This window comes from Pedobacter sp. AC190 (assembly GCF_979258025.1).
The window spans coordinates 3,311,608-3,336,512 of record NZ_OZ409824.1 but is presented as its reverse complement, the minus strand read 5'-3'; the positions used below and the strand labels follow the sequence as shown (position 1 = coordinate 3,336,512).

30 protein-coding genes are annotated in these 24,905 nt (G+C 35.9%); 12 read left to right on the top strand and 18 right to left on the bottom strand.

Going from position 1 to position 24,905, the window contains the following annotated elements:
* Nucleotides 1-4: 4 nt before the first annotated feature.
* The 6 genes from ACZZZI_RS14760 to ACZZZI_RS14735 form a co-directional block, all read right to left on the bottom strand.
* On the bottom strand, nt 5-334 hold the full coding sequence (locus ACZZZI_RS14760) for a DUF1475 family protein (RefSeq protein WP_463489858.1): 330 nt from the start codon (nt 332-334) through the stop codon (nt 5-7).
* Between the two features lie 226 nt (nt 335-560).
* Nucleotides 561-1,289 carry an acyl-CoA desaturase gene (locus ACZZZI_RS14755; protein WP_316756565.1) on the bottom strand — a complete coding sequence of 243 codons (729 nt, stop codon included), beginning with the start codon at nt 1,287-1,289 and terminating at the stop codon, nt 561-563.
* A gap of 133 nt (nt 1,290-1,422) precedes the next feature.
* Nucleotides 1,423-1,920: a cupin domain-containing protein gene (locus ACZZZI_RS14750; protein WP_463489857.1), complete on the bottom strand. Its 498-nt coding sequence runs from the start codon at nt 1,918-1,920 to the stop codon at nt 1,423-1,425.
* 73 nt (nt 1,921-1,993) lie between these two features.
* Complete coding sequence (locus ACZZZI_RS14745; protein WP_463489856.1) at nt 1,994-2,548, bottom strand: hypothetical protein; 555 nt, start codon at nt 2,546-2,548, stop codon at nt 1,994-1,996.
* Between the two features lie 108 nt (nt 2,549-2,656).
* Nucleotides 2,657-2,890, bottom strand: a complete 234-nt coding sequence (locus tag ACZZZI_RS14740; RefSeq protein WP_316756560.1) for a hypothetical protein — start codon at nt 2,888-2,890, stop codon at nt 2,657-2,659.
* 145 nt (nt 2,891-3,035) lie between these two features.
* Nucleotides 3,036-4,010, bottom strand: a complete 975-nt coding sequence (locus ACZZZI_RS14735; protein WP_463489855.1) for a c-type cytochrome — start codon at nt 4,008-4,010, stop codon at nt 3,036-3,038.
* 681 nt (nt 4,011-4,691) lie between these two features.
* Between ACZZZI_RS14735 and ACZZZI_RS14730 the strand changes: the two genes are divergently transcribed.
* Nucleotides 4,692-4,925 carry a hypothetical protein gene (locus ACZZZI_RS14730; protein WP_463489854.1) on the top strand — a complete coding sequence of 78 codons (234 nt, stop codon included), beginning with the start codon at nt 4,692-4,694 and terminating at the stop codon, nt 4,923-4,925.
* 257 nt (nt 4,926-5,182) lie between these two features.
* Here ACZZZI_RS14730 and ACZZZI_RS14725 read toward each other — a convergent pair whose 3' ends face one another.
* From ACZZZI_RS14725 to treZ, 6 genes are all read right to left on the bottom strand, one after another.
* Nucleotides 5,183-7,399 (bottom strand): peptidase domain-containing ABC transporter, encoded by a 2,217-nt coding sequence (locus ACZZZI_RS14725; protein WP_463489853.1) that lies wholly within the window; start codon nt 7,397-7,399, stop codon nt 5,183-5,185.
* Nucleotides 7,396-8,601 (bottom strand): HlyD family secretion protein, encoded by a 1,206-nt coding sequence (locus ACZZZI_RS14720; protein ID WP_463489852.1) that lies wholly within the window; start codon nt 8,599-8,601, stop codon nt 7,396-7,398. The genes ACZZZI_RS14725 and ACZZZI_RS14720 overlap by 4 nt, the downstream gene beginning before the upstream one ends.
* Before the next feature lie 95 nt (nt 8,602-8,696).
* Nucleotides 8,697-8,906, bottom strand: a complete 210-nt coding sequence (locus tag ACZZZI_RS14715) for a hypothetical protein (RefSeq protein ID WP_463489851.1) — start codon at nt 8,904-8,906, stop codon at nt 8,697-8,699.
* A 267-nt stretch (nt 8,907-9,173) separates the two neighbouring features.
* The gene (locus ACZZZI_RS14710) at nt 9,174-9,407 is read right to left on the bottom strand and encodes a hypothetical protein (protein ID WP_316756548.1); all 234 of its coding nucleotides are present in this window, start codon (nt 9,405-9,407) and stop codon (nt 9,174-9,176) included.
* Nucleotides 9,408-9,812: 405 nt separating this feature from the next.
* Nucleotides 9,813-13,841 (bottom strand): malto-oligosyltrehalose synthase, encoded by a 4,029-nt coding sequence (gene treY / locus ACZZZI_RS14705; RefSeq protein ID WP_463489850.1) that lies wholly within the window; start codon nt 13,839-13,841, stop codon nt 9,813-9,815.
* Nucleotides 13,834-15,690, bottom strand: a complete 1,857-nt coding sequence (gene treZ / locus ACZZZI_RS14700; protein WP_463489849.1) for a malto-oligosyltrehalose trehalohydrolase — start codon at nt 15,688-15,690, stop codon at nt 13,834-13,836. Before treZ ends, treY begins: the two co-directional genes overlap by 8 nt.
* A 383-nt stretch (nt 15,691-16,073) precedes the next feature.
* Here treZ and ACZZZI_RS14695 point away from each other — a divergent pair, with 383 nt between their 5' ends.
* The 7 genes from ACZZZI_RS14695 (at nt 16,074) to ACZZZI_RS14665 (ending at nt 19,056) form a co-directional block, all read left to right on the top strand.
* On the top strand, nt 16,074-16,316 hold the full coding sequence (locus ACZZZI_RS14695) for a hypothetical protein (protein ID WP_463489848.1): 243 nt from the start codon (nt 16,074-16,076) through the stop codon (nt 16,314-16,316).
* Nucleotides 16,317-16,361: 45 nt separating this feature from the next.
* Nucleotides 16,362-16,529 carry a hypothetical protein gene (locus tag ACZZZI_RS14690; protein WP_463489847.1) on the top strand — a complete coding sequence of 56 codons (168 nt, stop codon included), beginning with the start codon at nt 16,362-16,364 and terminating at the stop codon, nt 16,527-16,529.
* Between the two features lie 82 nt (nt 16,530-16,611).
* Nucleotides 16,612-17,256, top strand: coding sequence for a DUF4142 domain-containing protein (locus tag ACZZZI_RS14685; protein WP_463489846.1), 645 nt, complete (start codon nt 16,612-16,614; stop codon nt 17,254-17,256).
* 113 nt (nt 17,257-17,369) lie between these two features.
* Nucleotides 17,370-17,594 carry a hypothetical protein gene (locus ACZZZI_RS14680; RefSeq protein ID WP_463489845.1) on the top strand — a complete coding sequence of 75 codons (225 nt, stop codon included), beginning with the start codon at nt 17,370-17,372 and terminating at the stop codon, nt 17,592-17,594.
* A gap of 129 nt (nt 17,595-17,723) precedes the next feature.
* Nucleotides 17,724-17,885, top strand: coding sequence for a hypothetical protein (locus ACZZZI_RS14675; RefSeq protein ID WP_316756534.1), 162 nt, complete (start codon nt 17,724-17,726; stop codon nt 17,883-17,885).
* 104 nt (nt 17,886-17,989) lie between these two features.
* Entirely contained in the window at nt 17,990-18,346 is a 357-nt protein-coding gene (locus ACZZZI_RS14670; RefSeq protein WP_316756532.1) for a response regulator transcription factor, read from the top strand.
* Nucleotides 18,347-18,582: 236 nt separating this feature from the next.
* Nucleotides 18,583-19,056, top strand: a complete 474-nt coding sequence (locus ACZZZI_RS14665; RefSeq protein WP_424058050.1) for a sterol desaturase family protein — start codon at nt 18,583-18,585, stop codon at nt 19,054-19,056.
* A 456-nt stretch (nt 19,057-19,512) separates the two neighbouring features.
* Here the strand turns inward: ACZZZI_RS14665 and ACZZZI_RS14660 are convergent, their stop codons facing one another.
* From ACZZZI_RS14660 to ACZZZI_RS14635, 6 genes are read right to left on the bottom strand one after another with little or no spacing between them, the layout of a single operon-like run.
* Nucleotides 19,513-19,800 carry a hypothetical protein gene (locus ACZZZI_RS14660; RefSeq protein WP_463489844.1) on the bottom strand — a complete coding sequence of 96 codons (288 nt, stop codon included), beginning with the start codon at nt 19,798-19,800 and terminating at the stop codon, nt 19,513-19,515.
* On the bottom strand, nt 19,790-20,203 hold the full coding sequence (locus ACZZZI_RS14655; RefSeq protein WP_463489843.1) for a helix-turn-helix domain-containing protein: 414 nt from the start codon (nt 20,201-20,203) through the stop codon (nt 19,790-19,792). Before ACZZZI_RS14655 ends, ACZZZI_RS14660 begins: the two co-directional genes overlap by 11 nt.
* A 40-nt stretch (nt 20,204-20,243) precedes the next feature.
* Nucleotides 20,244-21,038, bottom strand: a complete 795-nt coding sequence (locus ACZZZI_RS14650; protein ID WP_463489842.1) for a tetratricopeptide repeat protein — start codon at nt 21,036-21,038, stop codon at nt 20,244-20,246.
* Between the two features lies 1 nt (nt 21,039).
* Nucleotides 21,040-21,516 carry a hypothetical protein gene (locus ACZZZI_RS14645; RefSeq protein WP_463489841.1) on the bottom strand — a complete coding sequence of 159 codons (477 nt, stop codon included), beginning with the start codon at nt 21,514-21,516 and terminating at the stop codon, nt 21,040-21,042.
* Nucleotides 21,517-21,536: 20 nt separating this feature from the next.
* Nucleotides 21,537-22,127 (bottom strand): hypothetical protein, encoded by a 591-nt coding sequence (locus ACZZZI_RS14640; protein WP_463489840.1) that lies wholly within the window; start codon nt 22,125-22,127, stop codon nt 21,537-21,539.
* A gap of 1 nt (nt 22,128) precedes the next feature.
* Nucleotides 22,129-22,941, bottom strand: a complete 813-nt coding sequence (locus ACZZZI_RS14635) for a S24 family peptidase (protein WP_463489839.1) — start codon at nt 22,939-22,941, stop codon at nt 22,129-22,131.
* 128 nt (nt 22,942-23,069) lie between these two features.
* Between ACZZZI_RS14635 and ACZZZI_RS14630 the strand changes: the two genes are divergently transcribed.
* The 4 genes from ACZZZI_RS14630 to ACZZZI_RS14615 all read left to right on the top strand — a co-directional run bounded on the left by ACZZZI_RS14630 (nt 23,070) and on the right by ACZZZI_RS14615 (nt 24,837).
* Complete coding sequence (locus ACZZZI_RS14630) at nt 23,070-23,636, top strand: helix-turn-helix transcriptional regulator (RefSeq protein WP_463489838.1); 567 nt, start codon at nt 23,070-23,072, stop codon at nt 23,634-23,636.
* A 247-nt stretch (nt 23,637-23,883) separates the two neighbouring features.
* Complete coding sequence (locus ACZZZI_RS14625; RefSeq protein ID WP_463489837.1) at nt 23,884-24,153, top strand: hypothetical protein; 270 nt, start codon at nt 23,884-23,886, stop codon at nt 24,151-24,153.
* Between the two features lie 34 nt (nt 24,154-24,187).
* The gene (locus tag ACZZZI_RS14620) at nt 24,188-24,448 is read left to right on the top strand and encodes a hypothetical protein (RefSeq protein WP_463489836.1); all 261 of its coding nucleotides are present in this window, start codon (nt 24,188-24,190) and stop codon (nt 24,446-24,448) included.
* Complete coding sequence (locus ACZZZI_RS14615) at nt 24,448-24,837, top strand: hypothetical protein (RefSeq protein WP_463489835.1); 390 nt, start codon at nt 24,448-24,450, stop codon at nt 24,835-24,837. Before ACZZZI_RS14620 ends, ACZZZI_RS14615 begins: the two co-directional genes overlap by 1 nt.
* Nucleotides 24,838-24,905: the final 68 nt, after the last annotated feature.

Here is a 24,905-nt window from a genome sequence, read left to right as displayed (position 1 = left end):
CGCCCTATCGCTTACTAAGTAATTCTTTAACACCTTCACCCGGTTTTAGTTTAAATAAATAAACCAAAACATAAGCTAAAGTTGCTATGCTACCTAAACATACGAACAAAATTGTAATAGAGATTTTAAGAATAATACTTTTTTCTTTATAGAACATCCACAAAGTAATAATGAAGATGTTAGCATAGAAATCCCACAGCGTAGCACGCATCCAGGGAATGCTCCCTAAAAAATCCCATTGTTCAAACAGATCACTTTCTAAAGAAGTTGTAATAACCTTGTAGCACATAAAAACCAACAGTGCAGAGAAAACAATTTTTAGGAAGTTGATCATAAAATGAGATTTAATATTTATTTGAAAAGCAAGGTTCTGTTTATATCGGTTACGAAAGCCCCGCCATTCGCTTTACTTCGTTACACTCCGTGTTCGCTCCTGTCGGGTTTAAATAACAAAAATCATTGCAAAAATGAATAGCAAATGGTACATTTTTCTGCATAAAATTAATTGCCATTGGCTTCAACCAATGGATAAAAATTTTAACAAGCAAATAAAATCTTCCTTAAACCTTCCTAATTTTAATAATCCTCATCCAATGTAGCATCTTCATAACTGGGTATGTTGGATCAAACTCCCACCACTTCGATGCAAAATTCGGACTATTTGGTTTTTTGTGGTGATTATTTTGGAACAATTCGCCCATCAAAAGAAAATCCCATGGAAGAGAGTTTTTGCTATGATCATCATTATCGTGGTTTGAATAGCCATATTTATGACCGCACCAGTTAACAATTGCACCATGCAATGGACCCATTAAAAAATGAATTGGTAATAAGATAAATAACCACCAATGGTTAGCAAACATGATGTAAAAACCAATATAAAACAAACCACATCCAATTCTCCAAAACCATGAATCTCCAATTCGATCAACCAAAGGCCACTCAGGGTAATTACCTTGAAAAGCAGGTTCAGGCTGTATTTTAAAATGAAGATAATTCATATACATATTCTTTGTCGCAATCATCATCCCAAAAACATCCTTAAAAAAATGCGGCGAATGCGGATCTTTCTCTGTATCACTATAAGCATGGTGCATACGGTGCAAAATAGCGTAAGCCCTCGGATTTAAAAATGATGAACCTTGCGATATCAATAAAACCAAATAGAAAAATCTTTCCCAAAACAATTCCATTTTAAACATTTTATGTGATGAATAGCGATGCAGGAAAAATGTTTGGCTAAATAAAGATAAAAACCAATGGCAAAGAAAAAATATTAGAATAATCATGTATTGTGTGTGTACTTTATAAACGAAATTTGAGGGCGTTTAGTTTTGTAGGCCATAGAAACCTAAAAAGTGAGATTTTTGGAATAAAGAGAATCCTGTTCCGCATAACGAAACAGGATTTATGATTGTTATATTATCTACCGAAATCGTCTTGAACTCTAACAATATCGCTTTCATCTGATGGGTTTGAAGCATCAGTATGTTGCCAAATTTCTGCAACAACACCCCAATCTTCTAAACCGATTAAACGATGGCGTTTACCTTGTTGCAATTTAATCTGATCTTTTGGAGCGTATTTTTTTACTTCGCCTTCTTCATCAGTTTCGCTGGTTTTAATACCAACAGTACCGGTTACCACTTGCCAAATTTCGGCTCTGCGGTGATGATATTGCCAAGATAAGCGAGTATTTGGTGCAACAATTAAAATTTTAGGGCTTAATTTCCCGCCAATTTTAAGGTCCTCAACGTTTAAACCGTCGAAATAAGTATCGGCAAATTGTTGTGCTTGCGCTTCATCAATAACAAAAAAACCTCCCCAAGGACGGGTTTCATCGCGGTTTACTACATTAAAACCTTCAATTTTTAAGCGTTGTGCAACGTTATCAAATATTTCTTTTTTGTCGTTTTCCATAATTGGCGTAAAAATAATGCTTTGAAATTAAAAAAGCCCCTTCGGGCTTTTTATTTTCTTAATATTTCAAAAACTATTTAATTTCTGACATTACAATATCTGTTGCTTGTCCTGTACTTTGAATAATTAAAGGGAAAGCGGCGTTATTCAGCACCCATAATTCTTGTTTCCCATCTTCATTTATAACATGAAAAACATCAACATCTTTTCCATTTATTTTTATCGCAGCAGTTTCAGGTGTTTTAATTTTAAACTTTGCACCTCCATAAGTAAATGCTTTTGTATCCGTTAAAGTTTTAAAAGCATCTTTAGAAATAATAGAAAAAGTTTGAGCATCGCCCAACTTGGTTACACCTAAAGCAGGCTGGCTAACCTGAACTAGCTCTGTACCGTTTGCAAATGCTTTTTCACTCATTTCAAACGAACCTTCTCCATAACCATCTACACCCCAACCAATGCTATAAGGCGCTGTTGTACTAATAATTTTTAAAGCCAATGGAAATTCTTGTCCACCAACGATAGCTGTAGCTGTAATTTGTGTTCCCGTTTTAATTTCGGGCACAAATTTTTGTGCATTAGCAACTAAACAAATCGCTAAAAAGCAATAAATAAGAATAATTTTTTTCATGGGAATTAGTTTTTTATTGAAGATAAAGTTTTTTTCGCAACATAATTATCATACACAAAAAAAGCCTTCAATATTTTAATAATGAAGGCTTTGAGCTATTTTATTTCTTTAATTTTCGAGGAGATTTTCTATAACGCTTTCAATAAAGATCGATTTGCCATTATTCCACGTTTGTGGTGACGACATATCTTCTATTATATGTTTTATTTTAGAATCAGGAATGTTTCCAAGATCCTTAAACTCTGTAACTAAGCTATAAGAGTTCATATCACCAAAACCTCTTAGCTGCCTAACCTTTTGCAGGAAGATGCTTAAATCTGATTTTCGTTGTGGATTTTCCATATAGCAAATTTAGAATTTCCCCTAATTAATCATACAGTAAAAATACCCTTTTTGAAAAAAAATTATTGATTATTATCAACAAAACACAAACTATGCTTAATTTATGCAACATATAAAAAAAGCTTAATCGAATTTCAAAGCGCATCTACTTGTCTGGAGTGAACTTTTCTACCCGATTTTGAATAGGTTTAATACTTACCAAATAGCTATAAATTGCCTCTAAATCGGTTTTTTTCATTCCTCCATACATCACCCAGGGCATTGGAGTATTTATGCCATTGGTTTCTACCAAAGGAGATTGATAATTTTTATCTGAAAATGCTTTGAATCGGTTAACAAACATTACTTTGCTCCATTTGCCAATACCAGTGCTAACGTCTCCCGTAATATTTGAAGAACGCAACATTCCTCCTGGTAATTTAAATTCCATGCCTCCCCCAAATTCGGTTCCCTTAACTATATTTCCTTTATCTGTTTTGCTATGACAGTCTACACAGCCTGCAGCGTTTATTAAGTATGCACCATATTTTAAGGTGTCATTTTCTAAAGGTCTTGTTTGAAAATCAGCCTTTTTAGGCATTGTATTTATGATAAAGTTTACGGGAAAATCAGATTCTGATTTTGCTACTGAATGTTTTATTGGTTTCAGTATTCTAACATAAGCGATAATGTCATAAATGTCCTTTTTATCCATCTTTCCAAACCGATGCGAAGCCATTACTGGAAACAAAGCTTTACCATCTTTATTTACTCCTGCAGTAATCGCTCGAAAAATTTCACCATCGGTCCAACTCCCCAAGCCATAAGGTGTAAGGTTTGGAGCTACATAAGAACCAGGAAAACCCATTTCCTGATTAAAAACCTCACCTCCTTTACCTAAAGTATTAGCTTTTAAAGGCCCTGCAAATTTAGTCCAGTCTCTTGAACTGTGGCAATCTATACACACAGTTACATGATTGGCCAGATATTTTCCATTTTCAATAGTTTGAAGTGTTTTTTCAATCTTAATTGATGGTGCTGCACCTACATCGGGAAGGGCGATTTTTACATAAGTTCCAACTGCGACAGCCAAAAAGAAGATAATTCCAAGTAGGATTAGGATAATTTTGAGAGCTTTCATTAGTTTTTTGTTTTGTTTGTTATCTAAATTTCGCTAAAAAATCTGAATTACAGCACTTTACAAAAAAAATATCTAAAGTTTTTTTAATAATTACATTACTTATTACTTCGGTTTTATTATAAAAGATGTTGATTTTTTAGTTCTAGTATGAAAACTAAAAGAAACTCTGGAAGATCTACAATTGATCATCATTCTTTTAAAAAATGCTTGGGTAGGTATACTAATTCAAGGCATCTACCTAGTTATTAGCAGATAATAAAGATCACCTGGTAATCAAAGAACACTCGCCTGCGTTTAAGAATAATGTAGTGATTTATACAAAAAATGAGGATGATAGAGACAACTCATGCAGAATACGATGCTAAAAGAGCGATCCGCTTTTTACCAAAAACTTGAAGGGGAACCAATCATAAGGCCTGGCTGTTTGTCATCATGTGCCACACCTTTATTAATGAATATTAGCTTTTTATTAAAAACACGTAGGTAACAGAAACTAAAATTAATTGTTTGCATTAAAGTACAACATACTGCTTTAAACTATTCTCTATATGTGTTGCTATATAGCGTTTTTTATAATCCAAAAGGTTGCTTAAAACGTTTATAATACAAAGACGATGGAAATCGGAAACAGAACAAGCTGAAAATCTATAACAGAGTAGGCAACGTTTAAAACTTGAAATTATGAAAATGCAAGAATTGAATTTAAACGAAATGAAAGAAATTAACGGTGGCGGAATTTTTGGAAACAATGATTCTGCAAGTTCGGGCGGATTAGGCGGAAGCCTTGGAATTGGTAATTTATTATCCTTCTCCAATTCTACCCAGGATGGTGACGAATCCAACAACACCTCGTTCTCATTAGGCAACAATATTGGCGGCAGTTTAGCTGGCATTTTTGATAGCCTTAAATCATAAGTGAATGCCTTATGATTTAAAGGGGCAGCAATCTGTAAAGGTTGCTGCCTTTTTTATTACTTTTTGATAAAGGTGCGGTATTCAAAAAAAACAGAAGTAAGTCTGGACTAGAGGCCCCTTAATCTTCATCCAATAGGTATAACGTACGACAAAGCTGTGCTCTATTACAAATTCAGCATGCTGTATCCATATCAAAAAATCAATTCCTGATTATTTCTTCCTGAGAATAAGATCAAAAAACCTAATTACAACTTAATTCATGCTTTTCCTATGGTTGGAAATTGCTTGTTCCACATCTCTCTATATGCGCCCTTCTTATTTAATAAAAATTGATGCGTACCTTCTTCTATCGTTTCTCCTTTATTTAAAACCACAATTTTATCGGCATTTACCACGGTACTTAAACGGTGAGCTATTAGAATAATGGTTTTGCCTTTTTCACGTAATATCGAAATTGCATTGTGAATATATTCTTCCGAGGTGGAATCTAATGATGAGGTTGCTTCATCCAAAATTAAAATTTCAGGCTCGCGATATAAAGCTCTTGCAATCGCTAACCTTTGTCGTTGTCCTCCAGAAAGATTAGTGGCATTTTCACCTAGATAGGTTTCAAATCCTTGTGGCAAATTTTCTATGAAATCCAAAATATTTAACTGGCTGCAAACCCTTAAAACACGTTTCATATCAGGTTCCATTTCACCCACTGCAATGTTATCAATTACATTTCCAGCAAATAAATGCACATCCTGTGGTACAACACCAACCAATTTACGCAAGCTTTCGTTGGTTAAATAATTTATATCAAATTCTCCAATTGTGATATTACCCGACTGAAGCGGGTAGATATTTTGCAGCAATGACAGCAAAGTCGTTTTACCCGAACCACTTTCACCAACAATCGCTGTAATCTTCCCTTTTTGCACTTTCAGGTTGAAATCTTCAAATACGGTAACCCTTGTTCCATACCTGAAGTTTACATGTTTAAATTCGATATTGCCAATCATATCCGTGGTCAGTTCGGTACGATTTTCAGTTTTTTCCCTTTCCAAATCCATAATCTCGAAAAGTCGGTCTGCGGCAATTCTTGCATCCTGAAAAACCTTGTTCATACCAATTAAACCAATAACTGGTCCAGTAAAATAACCTATTATGGCATAAAATGATAAAAGTTCTCCTGGGGTAATTAAATTCTGAATTACAAAACTTGCACCTGCCCAGAGCAGAATAACAGCAAATAAACTAGATACAAAACTACTGGCATTACCAATTAGCAGTGAGTTTGTACCCGAAGTATATACGGTTTTCAGCAATTCTATAAACCTAATTTCAGTTTTAAGATTTGAAAAGTTTTCGAGTCCAAATCTTTTTATTGTACTTACAGAATTTACCGATTCGACTAGTTGATTCTCCAAATCAGCACTTTTCTCCATCAGTTTTCTTTGCGTACTTCTATTCAGTTTATTCGAGAAATAATAAATTATGGCATATAGCGGGATAACCGTAAGCATAATTAACGCCAGTTTCCAGTAATAGGTAAACATTAGCGCAAAAGAAAATATCAGGATGAAAACATTAAGGGCAAAACCAATTAACACATCATTAATAAAAGCCCTGATTTTTACGGCATCATTCATTCTCGAAATGATTTCACCAACACGCATGGTATCAAAAAATTGCTGAGGAAGTTTTAATAAATGTTTGTAATAGCCTAAAATTAGCCTGGCATCTATCTGCTGACCAGTTTTTATGGTTAAAAGTGTCTTAGCATAATTGATAAAAATCTGAAGCAAAATGATAATTATCATAACGGTTCCCATCAAATTAAGCAAATTTGTATTGCCTTCTGGTAATACGTTATCTACAATTTTTTGCAGGAAAATCGAGGTGGATAAACCTAAAATAGTATAGAAGATTGCACCAATTAAAACCTGAATCAGTATCGATTTATGGGGCATTAAAAGATACAGAAAACGTTTTTCCAATGAAATACGCTCCGTTCCCGCAGTAAAATCATCTCCAGGAAGCAGCATTAATAAAACACCACTCCATTTTTCTCTGAACTCGCTATGGGGGATTTTTTGCATTTCGCCATATGCTGGGTCCATTACCTCTATATAATCAGAATGAATTGCATAAATAACCACGTAGTGCGGCAGCTTATTTTGGATTACATGTGCAATAACAGGTAAGGGGATACTGAAGAGATTATCATAATCGGCTTTTACACCTTTAGCAGAAAACCCCAATCGGCTGGAAGCTTCAATTAAACCTAAAACATTTGTTCCTTTTTTATCTGTCGAAGCATATTGCCTGATTCTGGCAATTGGCATGTCGAGGCCATAATGTATCGCTATTGAAGCCAGACAAGCTGCTCCACAGTCGGTTACATCGTGTTGTTTTATAATGGTTCTTTTTGAATTGGAACCAACGGTAAATTTTGCTTTGATCCTGCTAAAGATTGTGTTCAATTTCATAGGCTTGTTAAAGTATTTTCTTTAGCTTGAGGAATTACATTTGGATTCAGCCAATCGTCTGCTTTATCGTAAAGAAGTTGAAAAAGAGTTCTTCGGGTTACAAAAAAACGAGCTTGCAATGTCATCCCCTTTTTAATTTTCCCCACATAGCCGTTTTTTAAATTAAGACTGTTTTTATCTAATAAGCACCGGACTTTAAAAAAAGGTTGTCCACCATTTTGCATAAAAACATCGCTGGAGATGGAAATAATTTTTCCTGTTGCCATCCCCCATTGATTATAGTTATAGGCATCGATCTGAAACCTGGCTTTGGTCCCTATATTTAATAAACCGATATCTTTTGGTTGTACGTAGGTTTCGGCAATAAGGCCCGAATCGGGAGAAATTTCCCCCAGAATTTCATTTGCAGAGATTGAGCTGCCAGGTTGAATACCTTTTAATTCCTGAACTGTACCAGTTAAAGGTGCTTTTATGGTATAGAATTCCTTTTCCTCCTCATACTGCTTGTCTTTTGTGCCAAGCTGTTGATTTTGAATGGTTAGCTGATTCAACTCAGTTTGCCACTTACTACCTTGTTCTTCGCCGATTAGAGAGAGCTCGTTAAATACATTATCTTTTTTGAGTTTAACCTCATCATACTCTAGCGCAGAAACAGCTTTCTTCTTAAACAAAAACGCATATCTATCAAAGTTTTTTAAGGCCAGCTGGTATCTTGCTTTCGCCTCGGTTACCCTTTGCATAAATAAGCTATATTGCTGACCATAAACGCCTGACTTAAGGTCGAGCTTTTTAGACCAGTCGTTACGTCGATAGGCATTGATCAATAAACCCAAATCAAAAAGCTGGTCTCCTACATCTGTTTGCTGAAACTGGTTCAACTCATCCTGACTTTCAATGTTCTCTTTTTTTATGGTAAATAATACCTGACCCGCTTTAACATGCATGTTTTCTTTAATAAAAAGAGAATCTATTCGTCCAGCTACCAAAGGTTTAATCTCGTTGCGCTCAGCGGTTGGCCTAAAAAGACCTGTGCTTTTTACATTTACATCTACACGGATAAGAAACATTGAAATAAATGCAACAAGCAATACAATCAGTAGTACCTGATAAATAATCTTGGTTCGGGAATTATGAGAATGAAAATGATATTCTGCAGTATTTTCAATAATCTCTTTCGGAAATATATATTTTTCGCTATCCATATCTACTGTTTATATACGAAAAGGAGCGCTTTTAGTTTTATAAAGAATAAAAGAACCGAGTGACTGGTTCTTTCATTTACTAGTTTTTCTAAATTTTATTTGTTTACTCCGATGCCGAAAGCAGATAAATTTAGATTAATCCCGTTTACGATGGATATCTTGGTAATGCTATGTTTATCGCCACTATTTCGCTCAATGGTTAAGTTCAACAAACTATCAGTGGAGCTACTTGCCGAAATCCCACTGGAATAGCTTTCGCCGCCACCATTAATTTCCCGCATCTCTTTTATTGATAAATTTTTCATGATAATAGATTTACTTAAACTTACTCTTTTAAAGGTTTTCAGCTTCCCCTTGTTTTGAGAATTTTTGTGCTACTTAGATAATAAACGCATTTCTAGCAGCTAAGGATTACGATTAAGCCGTATTTGAAACAACCCTCCCGAATAAGTTACAACTCCTGGTTGTCGGATATTTAAAACAAAAAAATATATTGAATTTTAGTTTTTTATTAAACAAAAAAGGCTTCGATTAAATCGAAGCCTTTTTATAAACTGAGGTTTTAATTCAAATTAGCTGGTTAAACTTTTGAATAAGCCTTCTAAGCTTCCACCAATGTTATTACCTAAAGAGAACGAGGTTTTACTCGATTCATCTCCGTCTTGTGTTTCATTAGAGAATGATAATAAATTACCAATTCCAATCGAACCTAATAATCCACCTGAACTAGCTGAATCATTACCACCTAATAAACCACCACCGTTGATTTCTTTCATTTCGTTTAAATTTAACTCTTGAAGTTTCATAACGTTTCTAATTTTAATAATGCCTACTCTATTTGAGGTTTTCGGCTAACCCTGCATCGCCTTCGCAATGTTATTATAAAAACGATACAGATGCTAAATTGGTTTTCACAAACCCTTGATTAACAACACCCCAGCAGAATACTTTAAAGCATTTAGTTGTTGTCTTTAAAATACTATTATCGTTTTGGATTCGTTTATCGCGTGTGCGTGAATTAGATTATTGTATAAATGAAGATGGTTGACAAATTAACAATGGGTAAACAATTCAAGCCTGCATTACCAATTTCCATTCATTTCCAAATTTGAGATATTGAAACGATTATGCACCTGCTCTAGCAAAGCGCTCCTCATCTTCGACAATACGTTTCCAGCTAATAAACAACACTTTACCAAGAAATAAAATTATTAATATGATCTTCCATAGAGCCGGACCATTTGAGCGAGTTTTTGTGCGGTCTTCTTAGTCATTTGATTTGGAGTTAGCCGCCAGGTCCAGTTGCCTTCTGCTGTACCTGGAATATTCATTCTAGCCGAACCATCTAAGTTTAAAACATCCTGAACAGGTAATATTACTAGCTTTCCCTGGCTAGCGTAAGCTAAGCGGGTGATTATTTCATTGATATTTTTAGTATTAATTTTCATACTGGTAAACCTACTTAATCGTTTTTTTTCACCTTGCTGGATATCTTCCATATACCACCCTAGAATGGTATTATTATCATGTGTTCCCGAATAAACGACTGTATTAGAATCGATATTGAAAGGAGCGTGAAGGGAGCCTACCAGATCTTCACCAAATCCGAACTGAAGAACGGCCATTCCTGGCAGCTGGAGCTTTGACCTCAGTTCTTCAGACGCTGCAGATCTTTCGCCTAAATCTTCAGCGATAAAAGGTAAAGCACCCAATGACTCTTTTATAATACGAAAAAATGCTTCTCCAGGCCCTTGTATCCACTCACCCGATCTTGCATCAACAGCTGCCGCATCAACCTGCCAGTATTTAGAAAATGCCAAAAAATGATCCAGTCGAATAACATCAAAACATTTGGCATTCCACTTCAAGCGGTCGATCCACCATTTATAATCATTATCCCTGTGTTTTGCCCAATTGAATATTGGCATTCCCCAGAGTTGACCTTTTTCATTAAAATAATCGGGCGGAACCCCAGCAACTTTATTGAGACTTAAATCATCTTTGAGTTTAAAATATTCAGGCTGACTCCAAACCTCCACCGAATCATAATCGAGATAGAATGGTAAATCGCCTATAATTTTGATGTGGTTTTGGTTGGCAAGGGCTTTAAGCTTAAGCCATTGTTTGTAAAAAATAAACTGCTGCCATTTTATCGCTAAAAGCTCATCTTGATTTTCCTTCTGAAAATCCTCCAGGCTTTTTTTGTTTCGATATTTAAATTCATCAGGCCAGTTGTACCATTCTGCTTGCTGATGATGAGCTTTTATAGCCGTATAAAGTGCAAAAGCATCGAGCCAGTTCTCCTCCAGCTTCATAAAAGAATAAAAATCCTTCCACAGTGCGTGTTCTTTTAAGCAAAGAAATTTTTGGTAGGCTGCGTCTAATCCTTTACGCTTTGCAGAACTGACCAGTTTAAAATTGATCCTTTCACCGTCTGGGATCATAAAATTTTCCAATTCTTTCCTGCTTAGCAGCCCCAGTTCGCTCAGGGATTCTAAACTGATTAGCAAGGGATTTCCCGCATGTGCAGAATTACTGGAATAAGGTGCGTGACCGTTTTCTGCTTTGGTTGGATTTAACGGTAAAATTTGCCAGTATCGTTGTTTCGATTTTGATAAAAAATCAATGAATTGATAAGCTTCCTTGCCCATATCGCCAATTCCAAATGCAGAAGGAAGCGAAGAGATGTGCATCAATAAACCAGCTGAACGCCCAGAAGGGTTTTCACTAAGCTGAAGTACAGCCACATTCAATTCGTGAAAAATCTGCCTAACCAATATACCATCTTTTAATATATCCTTATAAATGGCTTTACCAGAAATTAAATCGGTGATTCCAGAAGGTGCCTGTTTGGGAAAATGGATCTGCGTATCTTCCCAGCCTATTTTCAAGTCTTTAGTTTTAAAGCCCTCTATCCCTAATGGTAAGACTACAATAATCCATTGGTCATTCAGATTTCTGGCAAATGCGACAATTCTATCGGCATATTTTCCTTTAACTTTCAAAGGAACGTAGCTGCCCTGTTCAAACACGATTTGATGGGATTTTCTTAGTTTGAGGAGCACTGAAGTTAGATACAACTTGATCTTCCCATCGTAACGCTCCCTCCACAATTTAGCAGTATCTACCTGGTGGGCAATACCAGCTAATATTTGATTTCTCAAAGAATAATCGACTGGTCTTCTGTTATCAGGATCAACCAAACTCAAATCCCAAAGCTCTGTGCCCTGATACACATCAGGAATACCTGGAGCAGTAAATTTTAAAATCAGTTGAGACAGACTGTTCAGCACGGCTGAATCTGCAATTTTGTAAACCCATTCCTGGATCAACGAGCCAATAATATCGCCATTATTAAGGCAAACTTTGATAAAATCTTTAAGCACTTGTTCGTAACTGGTATCAGGCATTGCCCAATCAGAGCGCTTCTTTGCTTCTCTTAACGCTTTTTCAATAAATGCATCTAACCTTAAATTTAAATCCTGATCGGACTGACCAGCAAATGGCAGAATACCAACGATGTGTTGAAGAATAAAATACAAATCATTTGGATGTATGGAGCTGAAGTTAGGGTTAGTTTGTTTTGTTATGGCACGACTAATTTTGTTTATAAACTTTGCCCACTGCTTCGGTACATCGGTTAAAACATTAAGTCTGGCACGCACATCCTCTCCCTTTTTGGTATCATGAGTAGCACTCGCATTCATCGTAAAAGGATTTTTTTCTTGCCGTTCGATCATTTTTTTGTGAAAATCCTTAACCTGTAATCCAAATGCTTCGGGGGCATCTCCTACTTCATTATGCCCCGTAAAACGATTGAAGGTAAACATTAAAGTATCTTCAACTCCTTTTGCCATTAAGGGTCCCGAAAACTGCATGCATCGCTGATAAAACTCAGATACTTTTTTATTGTACACCGCATCATCTTCAAGTGTATTTTTCAAAAAGATTTTCTGCAACAGTTGTCCTCCAGCTGCTAAGGCTTTATCTTTTAACAAAGATTTTAATAAATGCCCAATATTTGCAGCGACTTCTGGCTTAGCAGGGAAATCATATTCGTAATATCTGTAAACAGGCATAGCGATGAGCATCTCACCAATAGAAGCCTTAAGTACCGAATGATCAAAACTTTCACCTCTCGAGAGGTTCAGACGCAGAAAAAAATCGAAAAGGTTGTTTAACTCTCCCTGCATATATTCCTTTAAAATGCAGCGTTTTTTTTCAATTACCATGTCTCGGGGGCTTAACTGCTTCCCAGTAACACTTCCGTAAACTTCATCGAAGATTTCTTTCGCTTTAGTATTGGTAAAAAGATTATTAGACAGCGCCATGAAATCGTAGCCAGTGGTTCCATCGCATTTCCAATCCTGCCCAAGAGTTTCGTTCTTGGCAAGAATTTTTTCAACCACCAGATAAACATCATCTCCCAAGGTAGATCGTAATTGGCTCAGGTAATTTTGAGGATCGTACAGGCCGTCGATATGGTCAATCCGAAGGCCATTAAATACCCCGATTTTGACCAACTTAAAGATATACTGGTGGTAGGCTTCAAAAACCTGCTTATCCTGAATGTTTAAACATATTAAAGCATGAACCGTAAAAAATCGTCGATAATTTATTCGCTCGTTTGTTTCCTGCCAGTCGCATAAACGGTAGAATTGTTTACCTATAATCTCTTTGAGCAGGTTTTTATCTTTATTGATTGCTGATAATTTTTTACCTGAAATCTTTGCTGAACCTTGCCTGTTAATTGGCCAGTTCTGGTTTCCATCATTTAAAAAATATTCGTTTTTATATTTAACAACCGTTATTTTATCTTCCTTTAGTGAATCTTCCAGAGAACCATCCAAAAAAGGGACCATCAGTTTCCCATCAAAACTTAAATCAAAATATGTAGCGTATTTGGATTTTTCGCCCTTCTTTAACACATCCATTAACCAGGTATTATCTGGGTGAAATGCCATGTGGTTGGGTACAATATCCTGCAACCAGCCAATTGAAGCATTATTAAGCAAACCAGAAATTTCAATCAGTTCCGCCTCCGTACCAATTTCAGGGTTAATCATTAACGGATTCACGATATCATACCCATGGGTACTTCCGGGTATGGCAGCAAAAATGGGAGAAGCATAAATGGTATCGACACCCAAATCCTTCAAATAAGGGATTATACTTTTTAATTTTTTAAAATTAAAGTTTTTATTAAACTGAATACGGTAAGTAGAGGCAGGTTTATACATGGCTTTGCGAAAAAATAAGCAGGGTTTCAGCGGTAGCTGTTATTGTTTTAAAAGTTGTGGAGGGCGGTGGTGACTGTATATTTCCATGCCCCAGAGAATTGAAGATCAGCGATGCTGCTTTAGGAATAATTTCGCTGATGATCTGGCTTTCAGCAGAAAAATTGAGGATGCAAAAAATACTTTCCTCCGAGTTCCATCTTTTTAAAATTACAGTTTGCTCGGCTATCAAGGCCTGAGCATCAAGGCAATTCCGATCCAGATTACCCAGCACTTTAGATTGCTTTCGTAAGGCAATCAGTTCTTTATAATACTCAAACATAGATGCATGTTTATCCAAGTGGAGCAGATTCCAGTTAAGTTTGGATGATTCGAAAGTTTCGATGCTTTGTGGGTCGGGCGGATGGCCGTTTTGATGAAAGGCAGAAAATTCCTCCTGACGGCCTTTTCTTACGGCCTCAATAAGCTTTTCATCGTGGTGACTTACAAAAAACAAAAAAGGATTTTCTTCTGCGTATTCCTCGCCCATAAAAACCAAAGGGACAAACGGGCTGCAGAAAACTGCGCCAGCCATAAGTTTTAGCATCGCATGGCTATACAATGCCGAACTTCGTTCACCTAACATTCGGTTCCCAACCTGATCATGATTCTGAGAGAACACTACAAACTGTTTACCCGCATTGCCAGTGGCTTTTCTGCCAAAGGTTTTTTTTCGGTGACGAGAATACTGACCATCATAAACATAAGCATCCCGATAAGCTTTGGCTAAATGTTCCACGCCATCAAAATCCTCATAGTATCCAGTTTTTGGCTCACCAGAGGCTACTCTTAATGCGTGGTGAAATTCATCTATCCATTGCCCATCCATTCCGTAACCCCCAGATTCTTGCGGGTTGATGTAGCGATTATCATTCAAATCCGATTCAACAATAAGATAATAATTCCTGCCTGTTAGCTGTGATAATTGAGCAGTGGCAGATTTTACTTCTTCTAAAAAATGATGGGCACTAAAATCTTTAATGGCATGAACGGCATCCAATCTTAAAGCATCTATATGGAAATCCCTGAACCACATCAGCACGTTTTCGAGGTAAAACTTTCTTACCTCATCACTATATGCATCATCGAAATTAATGGCTTTGCCCCATGGAGTTTGGTATTTATCGGTAAAATAACCACCAAAATCATCCAGATGATTACCTTCTGGACCAAGGTGGTTGTAAACGACATCCAATACTACCGCAATTCCTTTCTTGTGGCAGGTATCTACCAAATGTTGCAGTGCCTGGGGCCCGCCATAGGTGTTTTGTACAGCAAATGGAAATACTCCATCGTAGCCCCAGTTTCTGGCTCCAGAAAATTGAGCGACGGGCATAATTTCAATGGCTGTAATCCCTAAGTCAACTAAATAATCAAGCCTGTTTTCAATTGCTGAAAGTTCTCCATTGGAAGTAAAAGTTCCGCAATGAAGTTCATAGATAATGAAATTTTCCAAATCGGGGGTTTTCCAACCATCATCCGCCCAGGGAAAGGCCGTTAAATCGTAGGCGATAGACCTATCATCATTATTTGCTTTCCAAAGCATTGCGGGATCCAGTCGTTGCATCAATTTATGTTCAAAGCCTTTATCCCCATCACTGGCTTCCACAATTAAGTTATATATTTCTCCAGGTTGAATTTCAATACCATCCAGCTGCCAATATCCATTTGGTTTGGCAACAAAATCGATGTGATTGTCTGATGACTGAAGTTGTAAAATGACCTGTTTTAGCCTCGGCGCCCACAACCAAAATACAGCCTTACCCTGATCAAAATTTAAACCGATTGTGCGTTTACTGAGGTTAATTTCCATTTATTTTTGCTTCCAGAATGTTATAAAATGATGAACTAAGCCCTTTTTCCAAACCTCCAGGTATTTTGACAAATAATTCTGGGATTTGTTTTTAAAGGTTCCCCGAATACTAATAGTTAAACACAAACAGCAGTAGAAATTAGCCCTCTAGCCGATTTGGCCAAAATACATCAAACGTTTTTATGAACATAAACACTATCGAGAATAAAAAGGTTTAGGATTGCAATTTATTGGCATTTAAAGATCTGGACAGTCTTACATGCATTCGGAATTGGAGTAAATCAGTTCCATTTTTAAACTGCAGCAAACTATTCAACTAATTTAAATTATAGAAAACCTTTTTCGTTTATAAATGTCGTTAAAATGGTATAACCTTAGAAAAAATGGAAAATTCTGAACGAAACAAATCCGACAGGGATATTATAGAGAATATAAAAGAAGCTCACAAGATTGCAGATAAGAAGACTGAAAACCAGGATAACCCTAATAAATCGGATTCTATCTCAGGCGATCTAAATGAACAGATTAAAGGAAGCGACGCTGATCATGATCAACAAATTGCTAGTGGTGATCAGGAAGAAATAAAACAAGAGCAGATTAAGGGTAGCGACGCGGATCAAGATTAAACTAATCTGTGTGATACAACTGTTAAACAATTAATAAATCTTATCATGAACAAAGGAAAGCAACATACTGAGGATAATAAGGAAAATAAAAAAGAGGTGAATAATGAATCTGTGGATTCCGATAATTCATCTGCTGATAAAAGTAAACCAGAGGATAAGAATAGGCCTAATAATGAAGCAGAATTTGAAAATCCTGATGACGATCCTGCTTAACATCATCGTTCATAGTCACTTTTTTCCAAACTTTTGCTCCTAACTTACTGTTATTTACTTACATCATCCGTAAATTTTAGTTATGAAAAACTCCATCAAAATTTGCATGTTAGGTATATCATCTTTCCTGCTACTCTATTCAGCTACCAGTAGTAGCACCACGATTTATCCTATTGTTCATCATAATCATATTCAAAACAGCGATGAAGTCTTTTTAAAACAAAGCGCTCTGCTCTGCCTCGAACAGTTAAGGGCTTCTAATTTGGCAGCTAAACAAGGTGGCGAACGTATAAAAAAAACAGCAACCAGGTTAACTTTAGAACTGACTAAAGTTAGCGAAGAGTTAAGAATGCTGGCTAAGAGTAAATCCATCGATTTACCAACTAGCTTACCTAGTGGAGGAATGAACCCCGATGGAAGAATTGATTCGGCACCAGAAAATCTTCGTGACACCGCAAGGCTGAGAAATAATAACGGACAAGCGGGGAACACTGGTACAAGCGCTTCGGCGAATGCAGGGCTAAGCAATACTACCACAAATCAATTAATCGAAAATTTAACATCGCTTAAGGGTAATGCTTTCGATCAGGCTTATACTGCCCTGTTAAATAATGGCCATAGCAGAGCTTTGCAATTGTTAGAGCAAGGTGCAAAATCTTCAGATTCGGGTGTAAGTAATTTCGCTAAAAAGCATCTTAAAACCATACAGAAAATAAGCATCAAATAAATTATACCTAAAAATATTGAGCTTCATTTTTGTCATTAACTCACGCATTCAACTAATGTATGAGTTGCTACAGAAGCATAATTAATCTCATTGTATATCTATAATTTTAAATCATGAAAAAGTATAAATTTCTATTATTGAGCCTTTTTACTCTAAGCATTGCAGCTTGCAGCGGTGAAAAAGCAGACAAAGAACATGCAGATAGCATGAATAAATATACGGATACCAATTTCTCCACTGTCGACACCAATACGGTTGACAGCGCCAGAACAAAGGATTATCCTGATAGCACCACAAATGCACCAAGAATGACAGGCGGAAAAGCAAAAGTCGAATAAACAGCCTTAATGATTCTTAATTTTATTACTGGAAAGCATCATCTATCTAAAGAAAATATCCAGAGCAAAAAAATTAAAGAGTTAAACTCGGGCTAAAGTATCCTCATTGTCTTAATAAATAATTGAAAAATGGAAAATCAAAATAAAGAAAAACAACAAACCACTGATAAGGAAATCGAAAAGGAAGGTTATACTAAAGACGAAATTCCCTTTGCAGATGGGAAAGACACTAAACTTGATAAGGCGATTGATGATACATCAAAAACGAACAACAAAAAAGAAGATAAGTAAGATTGTTTTTGGTGAATGTGGCCAGATTTATAGATTCTAGAGCTAATTTCCTGAGAACATTTATTTATTTCTGTTGTATTAGTTAGACAGAATTTTAAGATTTTATGAGCAAAACAATTTATATTTTGGAAGATAACTTTGAAATTTTAGAAGTTATTAGCCTTATATTATCAGCAGAGGGTATGGAAGTTTGTGGATATAGCATGGTTTCTGAATTTCAAAAAGCCTTGGAAAAATCAATGCCTGATTTGTTTATAATTGACGTTACCCTTCCCGATGGCCATGGTTTGAACATTTGCGATCACCTTAAGTTGGATCAAAAAACAAAAAATATTCCAGTTATCTTAATCACTGCCAACTCCGAGATTGAGAAAATGAAACTTCGCAGCCGAGCCGACGACTTTATTGCCAAGCCTTTCGATATCGAGGACTTGGTTAAGAGGGTAAAAAGACTATTTTAAACTCAGAATTATTTTTTATCCTGTGCCTTAAGGTGCTTATCTTTTGCCTGTCTGAAGGAAGTGGGACATATTTCAACGAAACTCCTGGAGAAATCATTGAAAGACAATAAAGGGTTTTTCTTGATGTGATTAGTGACATTTCCATTTGCAGAGAATATATTACAATTCCATAAAATCTTTAATATTCCCAGATCAATTGGAGATTATCTCTTAACTAAAACATAGTAAGTTTGTATATGGTACTGAATGTATTGATCAATTTAGGGATCGCGCTCCTGACTTTTTGTGTAATGGAATGTGTATCCTGGCTAACGCACAGATTCCTAATGCATGGCTTATTCTGGAATCTACATGAAGATCACCACAATAAGGCACATGATTTTTTTGAGAAAAATGACCTTTTCTTTGTCATTTTTGCTTTAATTGCCATTGGCTTCTTTATGATTGGCAACTACATTGAAGGCTGGGGCTTTATGTGCTACATTAGCATTGGAATCACACTTTACGGACTTGCTTATTTTTTTGTGCATGATATTTTTATCCATCAGCGATTTAAGTTGTTTAAACGCACAGACAACTTTTACTTGCGGGCATTGAGGAAAGCACATAAAGTTCACCACAAACATCAGGATAAAACAGAAGGCGAATGTTTTGGTATGTTATTCGTGCCTTTAAAATATTTTAAAGAAGCAATTAAAAGTCAGCGTTAAAGATCACTGTCAATTCGCAATAAGCTTTTCAATTTAACGCCCTAGTTTACAAATAACTTCAGGGATGTCTTTAAGTAAATGCTTTCTGTTAAAATGCATTTCTATAGTTTAAGCGATGCGCTTCCAACATGAAAAATATTGCTTTTTATTTATTAAAACCCTTATTTCTTAACCCAGCATCGTTTTTATGATGCTCGAAAACTGTTGCTTTGAAAGTAGATATTCCATTAAACTATTAGTAAACAATTATGTATAATGGTACAAAAATACTTGTTCTATTGAAAATAAAAAAGCCGATCCAAAGTAATGAATCGGCTTTTGCGGGTGGAGAATATCGGATTCGAACCGATCACCTCTTCACTGCCAGCGAAACCGACAACTATATTTATATAAGTGATTATCAACCATTTAACTAACAGCAAAAATGCCGTTCAGTAAACATTTAGACAACAATTACTATTTTTTTAACAACCACTCCCCTTTGCCAGTGAGAATCCAGTCAGCATTAACACCATACTTTTCACTCAAAAGATTGATCACATAAAAGCTAGGAGTTCTATTAGGCTCCTTCTTTAGTCGATGATAGTTTGGGTATTGCAAATCATGATTAGCGCAGAAGTTAAATAGGTTTTTGATTTTACCTAATTGCTGCAGTCTATCCATTACAATGAAAAACCGCTTATTAACTTCTATATCGTAGGCTTTGGACCTTGAACCTTCTGTTTGCTTTTCTTTATTTTCCATTTGATTCCGAAAGTTTGGTCCAGCGTTCAAGTTGTTTACTGTCGTAGTTGTAGGCATTGAATGTTGTTGCAGCATCTTTATATTGTTTTAGTTCATCATCAGTCATGTAAGGAAGAAATTGCTCTATCTTAAGCATCTCTTGGATATTCTGGTGGAGGAAATATTTAACTTCATTAAACTGGCCTTGAGCAATCATTTCTCCATCACCCAGGATTAACCACCTGGCATCAACATCAGGATAAAGTTTTAAAATCTTTATCACAGGCTCTAATCCTACACTCCCACCCTCAGCAATTAGTCTAGCTACATATTGAGGAGTCGAATCAATCAAAGCAGCAAATGCTTTCTGGCTCCCACCAGACTTGATGTCTATAACCTGTTTAATCCTTTTATTAATTGACATAGTTCTATTTTAAAACCCGATATTTTGACACAAAGTCCTTCTAATGGCCAGCAGGTTGTGGAGGATTAATTCCAAGCTTTTCATAATTGATTCCTTTTGAGATGTCACTATCTTTAAAGTTGAATTTTATAAATGCTGGTATTTTCTTCATACCTTTTATTTTTTCATAATTCTCTTGGATATATTTGTAGAAATTTTTAGGTAATTCCCTAACTGTATTGTTTGAGATTGTTGACGGCTCTCTACCTTGTATTATAGCTATTGAGTCCTGCTCAAATTCTTCACTACTTTTCAAAATCGACACTATAAAACACTTACATCCATCATGACATCCGTCCCAAAGAAACGTTTTAGGGTATTTTCCATGAAACATTTTACATACATCATTCTCGTGTTTTGGATTATTTGAAGGTTTAATTTCATACCCCACTATAAAGTCCAGTTTTACATAGCTCTTTATGCTAGCAAGTCTCGATTCCCGATTGTATTTATCATTTACAATTTGCCGCTCTACTTTAATTTTGTCGTTAAGCTTTTTAAATTCTACTTTATCAATACTTCCATCTAAATAACCGACTTTTTGTAATCGTTCCTTTAAAAAGCCCTCGACTGGAATATCGAATGGCTGGTTAGATAATGCTAATTTTATAATTCTTTTTTCATTCTCGTAATCTTTATTCTTCCTGTAAAGAACAAGTAGACGGTAGTAGTTAAAAAATACGCTTTTATCTTTGGTAATTTTTTCTTCGTAGGATCCTATTGCTTCGTCAATTTTTCCAGATTTTTCTAAATCATAGGATTTGTTTTTTTGAAAATAATGGTCGTCGAAAAACATATTATTCTATCAATTTATAATTTTTATTAAAAGCTTCGTTTGACATTGAGAATTCAAACCTCATGTTATTAAAATATCTATAATTTCCATCCTTAAATAATTTAACCAAACCCTTTCTATAGAAGAACCCATTTACATATGCACTTTGCATGATTCTATGGACTATCTCTGATATTTCCTCTATTCGTTTTAACTCTCTATGAAAAATATTAATATTTATAGTCCCCGATAATCTAGCGTTCAAATCTTCTTCTGGATCTTCATCTCCCAGAAGTAAAACAGTTGACCCCTCATATTCGGAACCTTCATCATCTAAATATGATGATAAAAGATTTAGCTCAATAGCGTCAACCTTACACTCCATTGGTCTCGGTTTAATGTGAAAACCTCCTAATGGATAGGTGCCATCAGACCAAACCTCACTGTCTTTGAGGTGATCAAGAGCAAATATCAAAACATCAGTTTCCCAAGACTCCATTTAAGACATTTCCAGTATTTTTAACCTTTGTTAATTAAAGCATCAACTTCCGCTTGCAGCTCTTTTCTTCTACGCTCAAGTTCATCACTATCACCTGCCGCAATTACTTTGAAGCTTTTATTGAATACAAAATAATAATTATGGATTATAAGAGCGTTATAGGCGTTTCTCGCTCGAAAAGAGTGATCAATTCTGAATCCATCAAAAACTGGTTTGAATTTCTTCTCCTCAACTTTCATACGAGTTTTATACTTTAAAAGGACAGAATCGACCTGAGCCTCTAGACTTGAGTAATATAGATAAGAGCTGTTCGTTTCATAATTTAAAATATTATCAAGCTTTGCCCTGTGAACAAGTGAACTAGCTTTGCTTTTTGACTCTTGAAAAGAAGCGATACTGTCATTGAGGTTTTTCGCAATCCCTGAATCCTCAAAATCCGAATATGTCTTTGTCAGCTTCCCCCAACTTGCGGACTGATAGCTTGCGGGATTGTTCAAGTTCTTAATTAAATAAGCCTTCGCTGAACCCTTAGCTTTGCTGATATCGACTGGAGTCTGGGTAAATGCCGACAGTGAAATTAATGAGAGAAATGTTAAAATTAGACTTTTCATATTATCTGGTTTTCTTGATTATTTGTACTACACTAAAAATTTGCTCAACTTCATCCAGATAGAGTTCCTCATCAGGATAGTTTGGATTTAAAGAATGTATAGTAATGATCCCCTCCTCCACATCATGATTACTTATTTGCTTTATAAGAATACCTTCTGTTTTGTGTACAATTACCCAATTGTCATAGTTGTGGGTATGTAGACGGTAGACCCACTGATGACGAGGCAAGTCTCTACCAACAGCAATTCTACCAGGGAATATACTTTGTTCAGCTAAGTCTTCTGAATCTAAACAAACCATGCTATCTCCTCTAACTTCGAAACCAAGATAAGTACCTCGATGTTCCTGCTCAACTGCTATAACTACATAGTCAAAATCCTCAAAATATTCAGGATCAGCAAAACCTCTTAAATATCCTGCGTACGCTTTTGCTGGAACAACCTTTATCTTCATGCCCATTGTACCATCAGCGGCGTATAGAAATTTTTTGTTGCTCCCATTCTCGTCTTCCTTCACTGGATGCAAGCTAATTGGCGAGGCTTCATGACGTGGATTTTTATATTCATCATTAGGGTTAAGCATCAAGCCCGAACCAGTCTTCAAAAACTCCTCATTTAAGTCTGGAAATGTATTTAGAATTTTCTCCATAAATAATGGCTTTATAGCTGTAGAATTTTGGGCCATTTTTCCAAGCCTGCCATTACCAACCATAAGCATCTGCTCTGCCTCTCTCAGACTTAATCCTCTATACTTCAGAAACAAAGCTAATCGCTCATGCTGTTCTCGAATTTTTTTATCCTGATTTTCAGACATTTAGAAATTTCTATAAGAATTTCTACATTTTTCTATATTAGTGTAGAAATTTCTATTTACATTTGTATTATATAACAAAACAAAAGTAACGAAATACACTTAAGCGCACAATCCCAAATAATAACTAAATGTACAATGCGACGAAAAATAGCAGATTAATAGCTGGACTGATTGACAAGTCGGTAGAATTCTTTGTGCATAGGAACGAGGTTTACTGCCTGCATGACGGAATCAGATACACTTTTGACGAGATACCACAATGGATCCTTGATATAGTGGAACTTGATATGTTGAAGCATCCTGATGCTCTTAAAGCGCTTGCCTTATGGGAAAACCTTGATAGCGAGGATCACATCAGACAATATATCATTTGTCGATTCGGTGGAATCGATGATGAACCAGATATCGATGTAAATGGATTGGTTCATGAGGCCGAGTATTTTGATTGTGGATTGAGAGGAACATGCAGGTACGAAGGTAAGCTTTGCACCGCCCTTAAAGTTCAAAATGGATATCTAACTAAAATGGAGCTTGAAGTTCTAAAGCATTTAAACTTATCGGATAAGCAAATAGCATGTAAACTTAACATATCCACTGAAACCGTAATCACTCACCAACAAAACGCAAGAAATAAAACTGGCTTAAAATCAAAAGTTGAGCTTGCAATTTTCGCTCAAAAAAAAGGCATCATATGACGATCGTAAACATTACAAAAAATCCTACATGGACCGATATGATCACTGGTCTTGAAGTAGACGAGGAATTGAATGCTCCATATGAGAAAATGAGATCATTAACCTCTTTGATCAGTGGAACATTAAAATTGAAATACCCATTACGAAGCTTTACCACAAGCAAAAACACTCTTCAAGTTAAGGGTAGAAATGTGGAAGTACTTGTAATCAGAAGAACAATATAATTCATCAGCAAAATCACAACAACATGAATTTATTCCATCGCAACAACAAAAAGAACGGCAGCTTGCAGCAACAGGCTGTCGATCAACAAGCAAAACTGGTACCCGTTATATGCAGGTACCCTCACAGAGCTGATGCTAATGGTAGTGTACCCACAAAATTAGTATGGGTTCGCTCTACAGCTGAGCCTCAATTCCGTTTTGTAAACTTCATAGCATGGACTTTACATATCCACTTGATGAACGGAAAAGGCTTTCTATTCTTGATCATGAGAGGAGGTCAGGATGCACATTGAGTTTACTCTTCAAGCTCATGAGATTAGGAGGCTAATGACCGAAAGCATGGAGCTTGGAGCAAAAAAAACCTTAGTCGAATTAGGGCTGCTCACCCCCTACTTAAGCAAACAGCAAGCTTATAACATGTATGGTCGAAAGCAGGTTGATAGATGGCTAAAAGAAAAGCTGATCAATAAAATCAAAGACGGCACCAATACCAGTAGCATCAGGCTTTCCAGAATGGAGCTTGAGGTTGTATCAAAAACCAGTAACAGAATGAGCTGGTATAACAATTACGTAACGGAGGAAGATTAATGAGCCTAATAACAATAAAATTAACCAGACCAGTAACTAAAGCAAGTTTAATTGCTGACAAGTTCAAAAAGAAAAAGGTTGAAGTTTTAGGATTCATTAATAGAGCTGGCTTTTCAGAAAGTTTTTATAACAAAAACTTCTTTCTGATTGAGAAAGCCAACAAAGACACGACTGAAACCAATTTCGATTATTACGTCACTTATGATGGCTTTACAGCAATAACGGCATCATTAAGTGGAACAATTGCAGATAAGGCGAGATCAGAATTCATCCACGCATTTGCAAAATATCCAGTGGACGACGAGAATTCTAAAATCAGTCTTGTAAACAAAAACCTTCAACAAATAGAATCAATTCTAAACCAGTTAAAAGATGAAATCAAATTCTAATTACAACGAACCCTCCAAATCAAGGAGGTTCCGCGAACCAAGCAGGGAAGAAATGGTAAAGGGTGATA

Excerpts from the sequence above, each read along its gene's own strand:
- ACZZZI_RS14760 (WP_463489858.1), bottom strand. The coding sequence starts at position 334 with ATGATCAACTTCCTAAAAATTGTTTTCTCTGCACTGTTGGTTTTTATG.
- ACZZZI_RS14755 (WP_316756565.1), bottom strand. The coding sequence starts at position 1,289 with ATGATTATTCTAATATTTTTTCTTTGCCATTGGTTTTTATCTTTATTT.
- ACZZZI_RS14750 (WP_463489857.1), bottom strand. The coding sequence starts at position 1,920 with ATGGAAAACGACAAAAAAGAAATATTTGATAACGTTGCACAACGCTTA.
- ACZZZI_RS14745 (WP_463489856.1), bottom strand. The coding sequence starts at position 2,548 with ATGAAAAAAATTATTCTTATTTATTGCTTTTTAGCGATTTGTTTAGTT.
- ACZZZI_RS14740 (WP_316756560.1), bottom strand. The coding sequence starts at position 2,890 with ATGGAAAATCCACAACGAAAATCAGATTTAAGCATCTTCCTGCAAAAG.
- ACZZZI_RS14735 (WP_463489855.1), bottom strand. The coding sequence starts at position 4,010 with ATGAAAGCTCTCAAAATTATCCTAATCCTACTTGGAATTATCTTCTTT.
- ACZZZI_RS14730 (WP_463489854.1), top strand. The coding sequence starts at position 4,692 with ATGAAAATGCAAGAATTGAATTTAAACGAAATGAAAGAAATTAACGGT.
- ACZZZI_RS14725 (WP_463489853.1), bottom strand. The coding sequence starts at position 7,399 with ATGAAATTGAACACAATCTTTAGCAGGATCAAAGCAAAATTTACCGTT.
- ACZZZI_RS14720 (WP_463489852.1), bottom strand. The coding sequence starts at position 8,601 with ATGGATAGCGAAAAATATATATTTCCGAAAGAGATTATTGAAAATACT.
- ACZZZI_RS14715 (WP_463489851.1), bottom strand. The coding sequence starts at position 8,906 with ATGAAAAATTTATCAATAAAAGAGATGCGGGAAATTAATGGTGGCGGC.
- ACZZZI_RS14710 (WP_316756548.1), bottom strand. The coding sequence starts at position 9,407 with ATGAAACTTCAAGAGTTAAATTTAAACGAAATGAAAGAAATCAACGGT.
- treY (WP_463489850.1), bottom strand. The coding sequence starts at position 13,841 with ATGTATAAACCTGCCTCTACTTACCGTATTCAGTTTAATAAAAACTTT.
- treZ (WP_463489849.1), bottom strand. The coding sequence starts at position 15,690 with ATGGAAATTAACCTCAGTAAACGCACAATCGGTTTAAATTTTGATCAG.
- ACZZZI_RS14695 (WP_463489848.1), top strand. The coding sequence starts at position 16,074 with ATGGAAAATTCTGAACGAAACAAATCCGACAGGGATATTATAGAGAAT.
- ACZZZI_RS14690 (WP_463489847.1), top strand. The coding sequence starts at position 16,362 with ATGAACAAAGGAAAGCAACATACTGAGGATAATAAGGAAAATAAAAAA.
- ACZZZI_RS14685 (WP_463489846.1), top strand. The coding sequence starts at position 16,612 with ATGAAAAACTCCATCAAAATTTGCATGTTAGGTATATCATCTTTCCTG.
- ACZZZI_RS14680 (WP_463489845.1), top strand. The coding sequence starts at position 17,370 with ATGAAAAAGTATAAATTTCTATTATTGAGCCTTTTTACTCTAAGCATT.
- ACZZZI_RS14675 (WP_316756534.1), top strand. The coding sequence starts at position 17,724 with ATGGAAAATCAAAATAAAGAAAAACAACAAACCACTGATAAGGAAATC.
- ACZZZI_RS14670 (WP_316756532.1), top strand. The coding sequence starts at position 17,990 with ATGAGCAAAACAATTTATATTTTGGAAGATAACTTTGAAATTTTAGAA.
- ACZZZI_RS14665 (WP_424058050.1), top strand. The coding sequence starts at position 18,583 with ATGGTACTGAATGTATTGATCAATTTAGGGATCGCGCTCCTGACTTTT.
- ACZZZI_RS14660 (WP_463489844.1), bottom strand. The coding sequence starts at position 19,800 with ATGGAAAATAAAGAAAAGCAAACAGAAGGTTCAAGGTCCAAAGCCTAC.
- ACZZZI_RS14655 (WP_463489843.1), bottom strand. The coding sequence starts at position 20,203 with ATGTCAATTAATAAAAGGATTAAACAGGTTATAGACATCAAGTCTGGT.
- ACZZZI_RS14650 (WP_463489842.1), bottom strand. The coding sequence starts at position 21,038 with ATGTTTTTCGACGACCATTATTTTCAAAAAAACAAATCCTATGATTTA.
- ACZZZI_RS14645 (WP_463489841.1), bottom strand. The coding sequence starts at position 21,516 with ATGGAGTCTTGGGAAACTGATGTTTTGATATTTGCTCTTGATCACCTC.
- ACZZZI_RS14640 (WP_463489840.1), bottom strand. The coding sequence starts at position 22,127 with ATGAAAAGTCTAATTTTAACATTTCTCTCATTAATTTCACTGTCGGCA.
- ACZZZI_RS14635 (WP_463489839.1), bottom strand. The coding sequence starts at position 22,941 with ATGTCTGAAAATCAGGATAAAAAAATTCGAGAACAGCATGAGCGATTA.
- ACZZZI_RS14630 (WP_463489838.1), top strand. The coding sequence starts at position 23,070 with ATGTACAATGCGACGAAAAATAGCAGATTAATAGCTGGACTGATTGAC.
- ACZZZI_RS14625 (WP_463489837.1), top strand. The coding sequence starts at position 23,884 with ATGAATTTATTCCATCGCAACAACAAAAAGAACGGCAGCTTGCAGCAA.
- ACZZZI_RS14620 (WP_463489836.1), top strand. The coding sequence starts at position 24,188 with ATGACCGAAAGCATGGAGCTTGGAGCAAAAAAAACCTTAGTCGAATTA.
- ACZZZI_RS14615 (WP_463489835.1), top strand. The coding sequence starts at position 24,448 with ATGAGCCTAATAACAATAAAATTAACCAGACCAGTAACTAAAGCAAGT.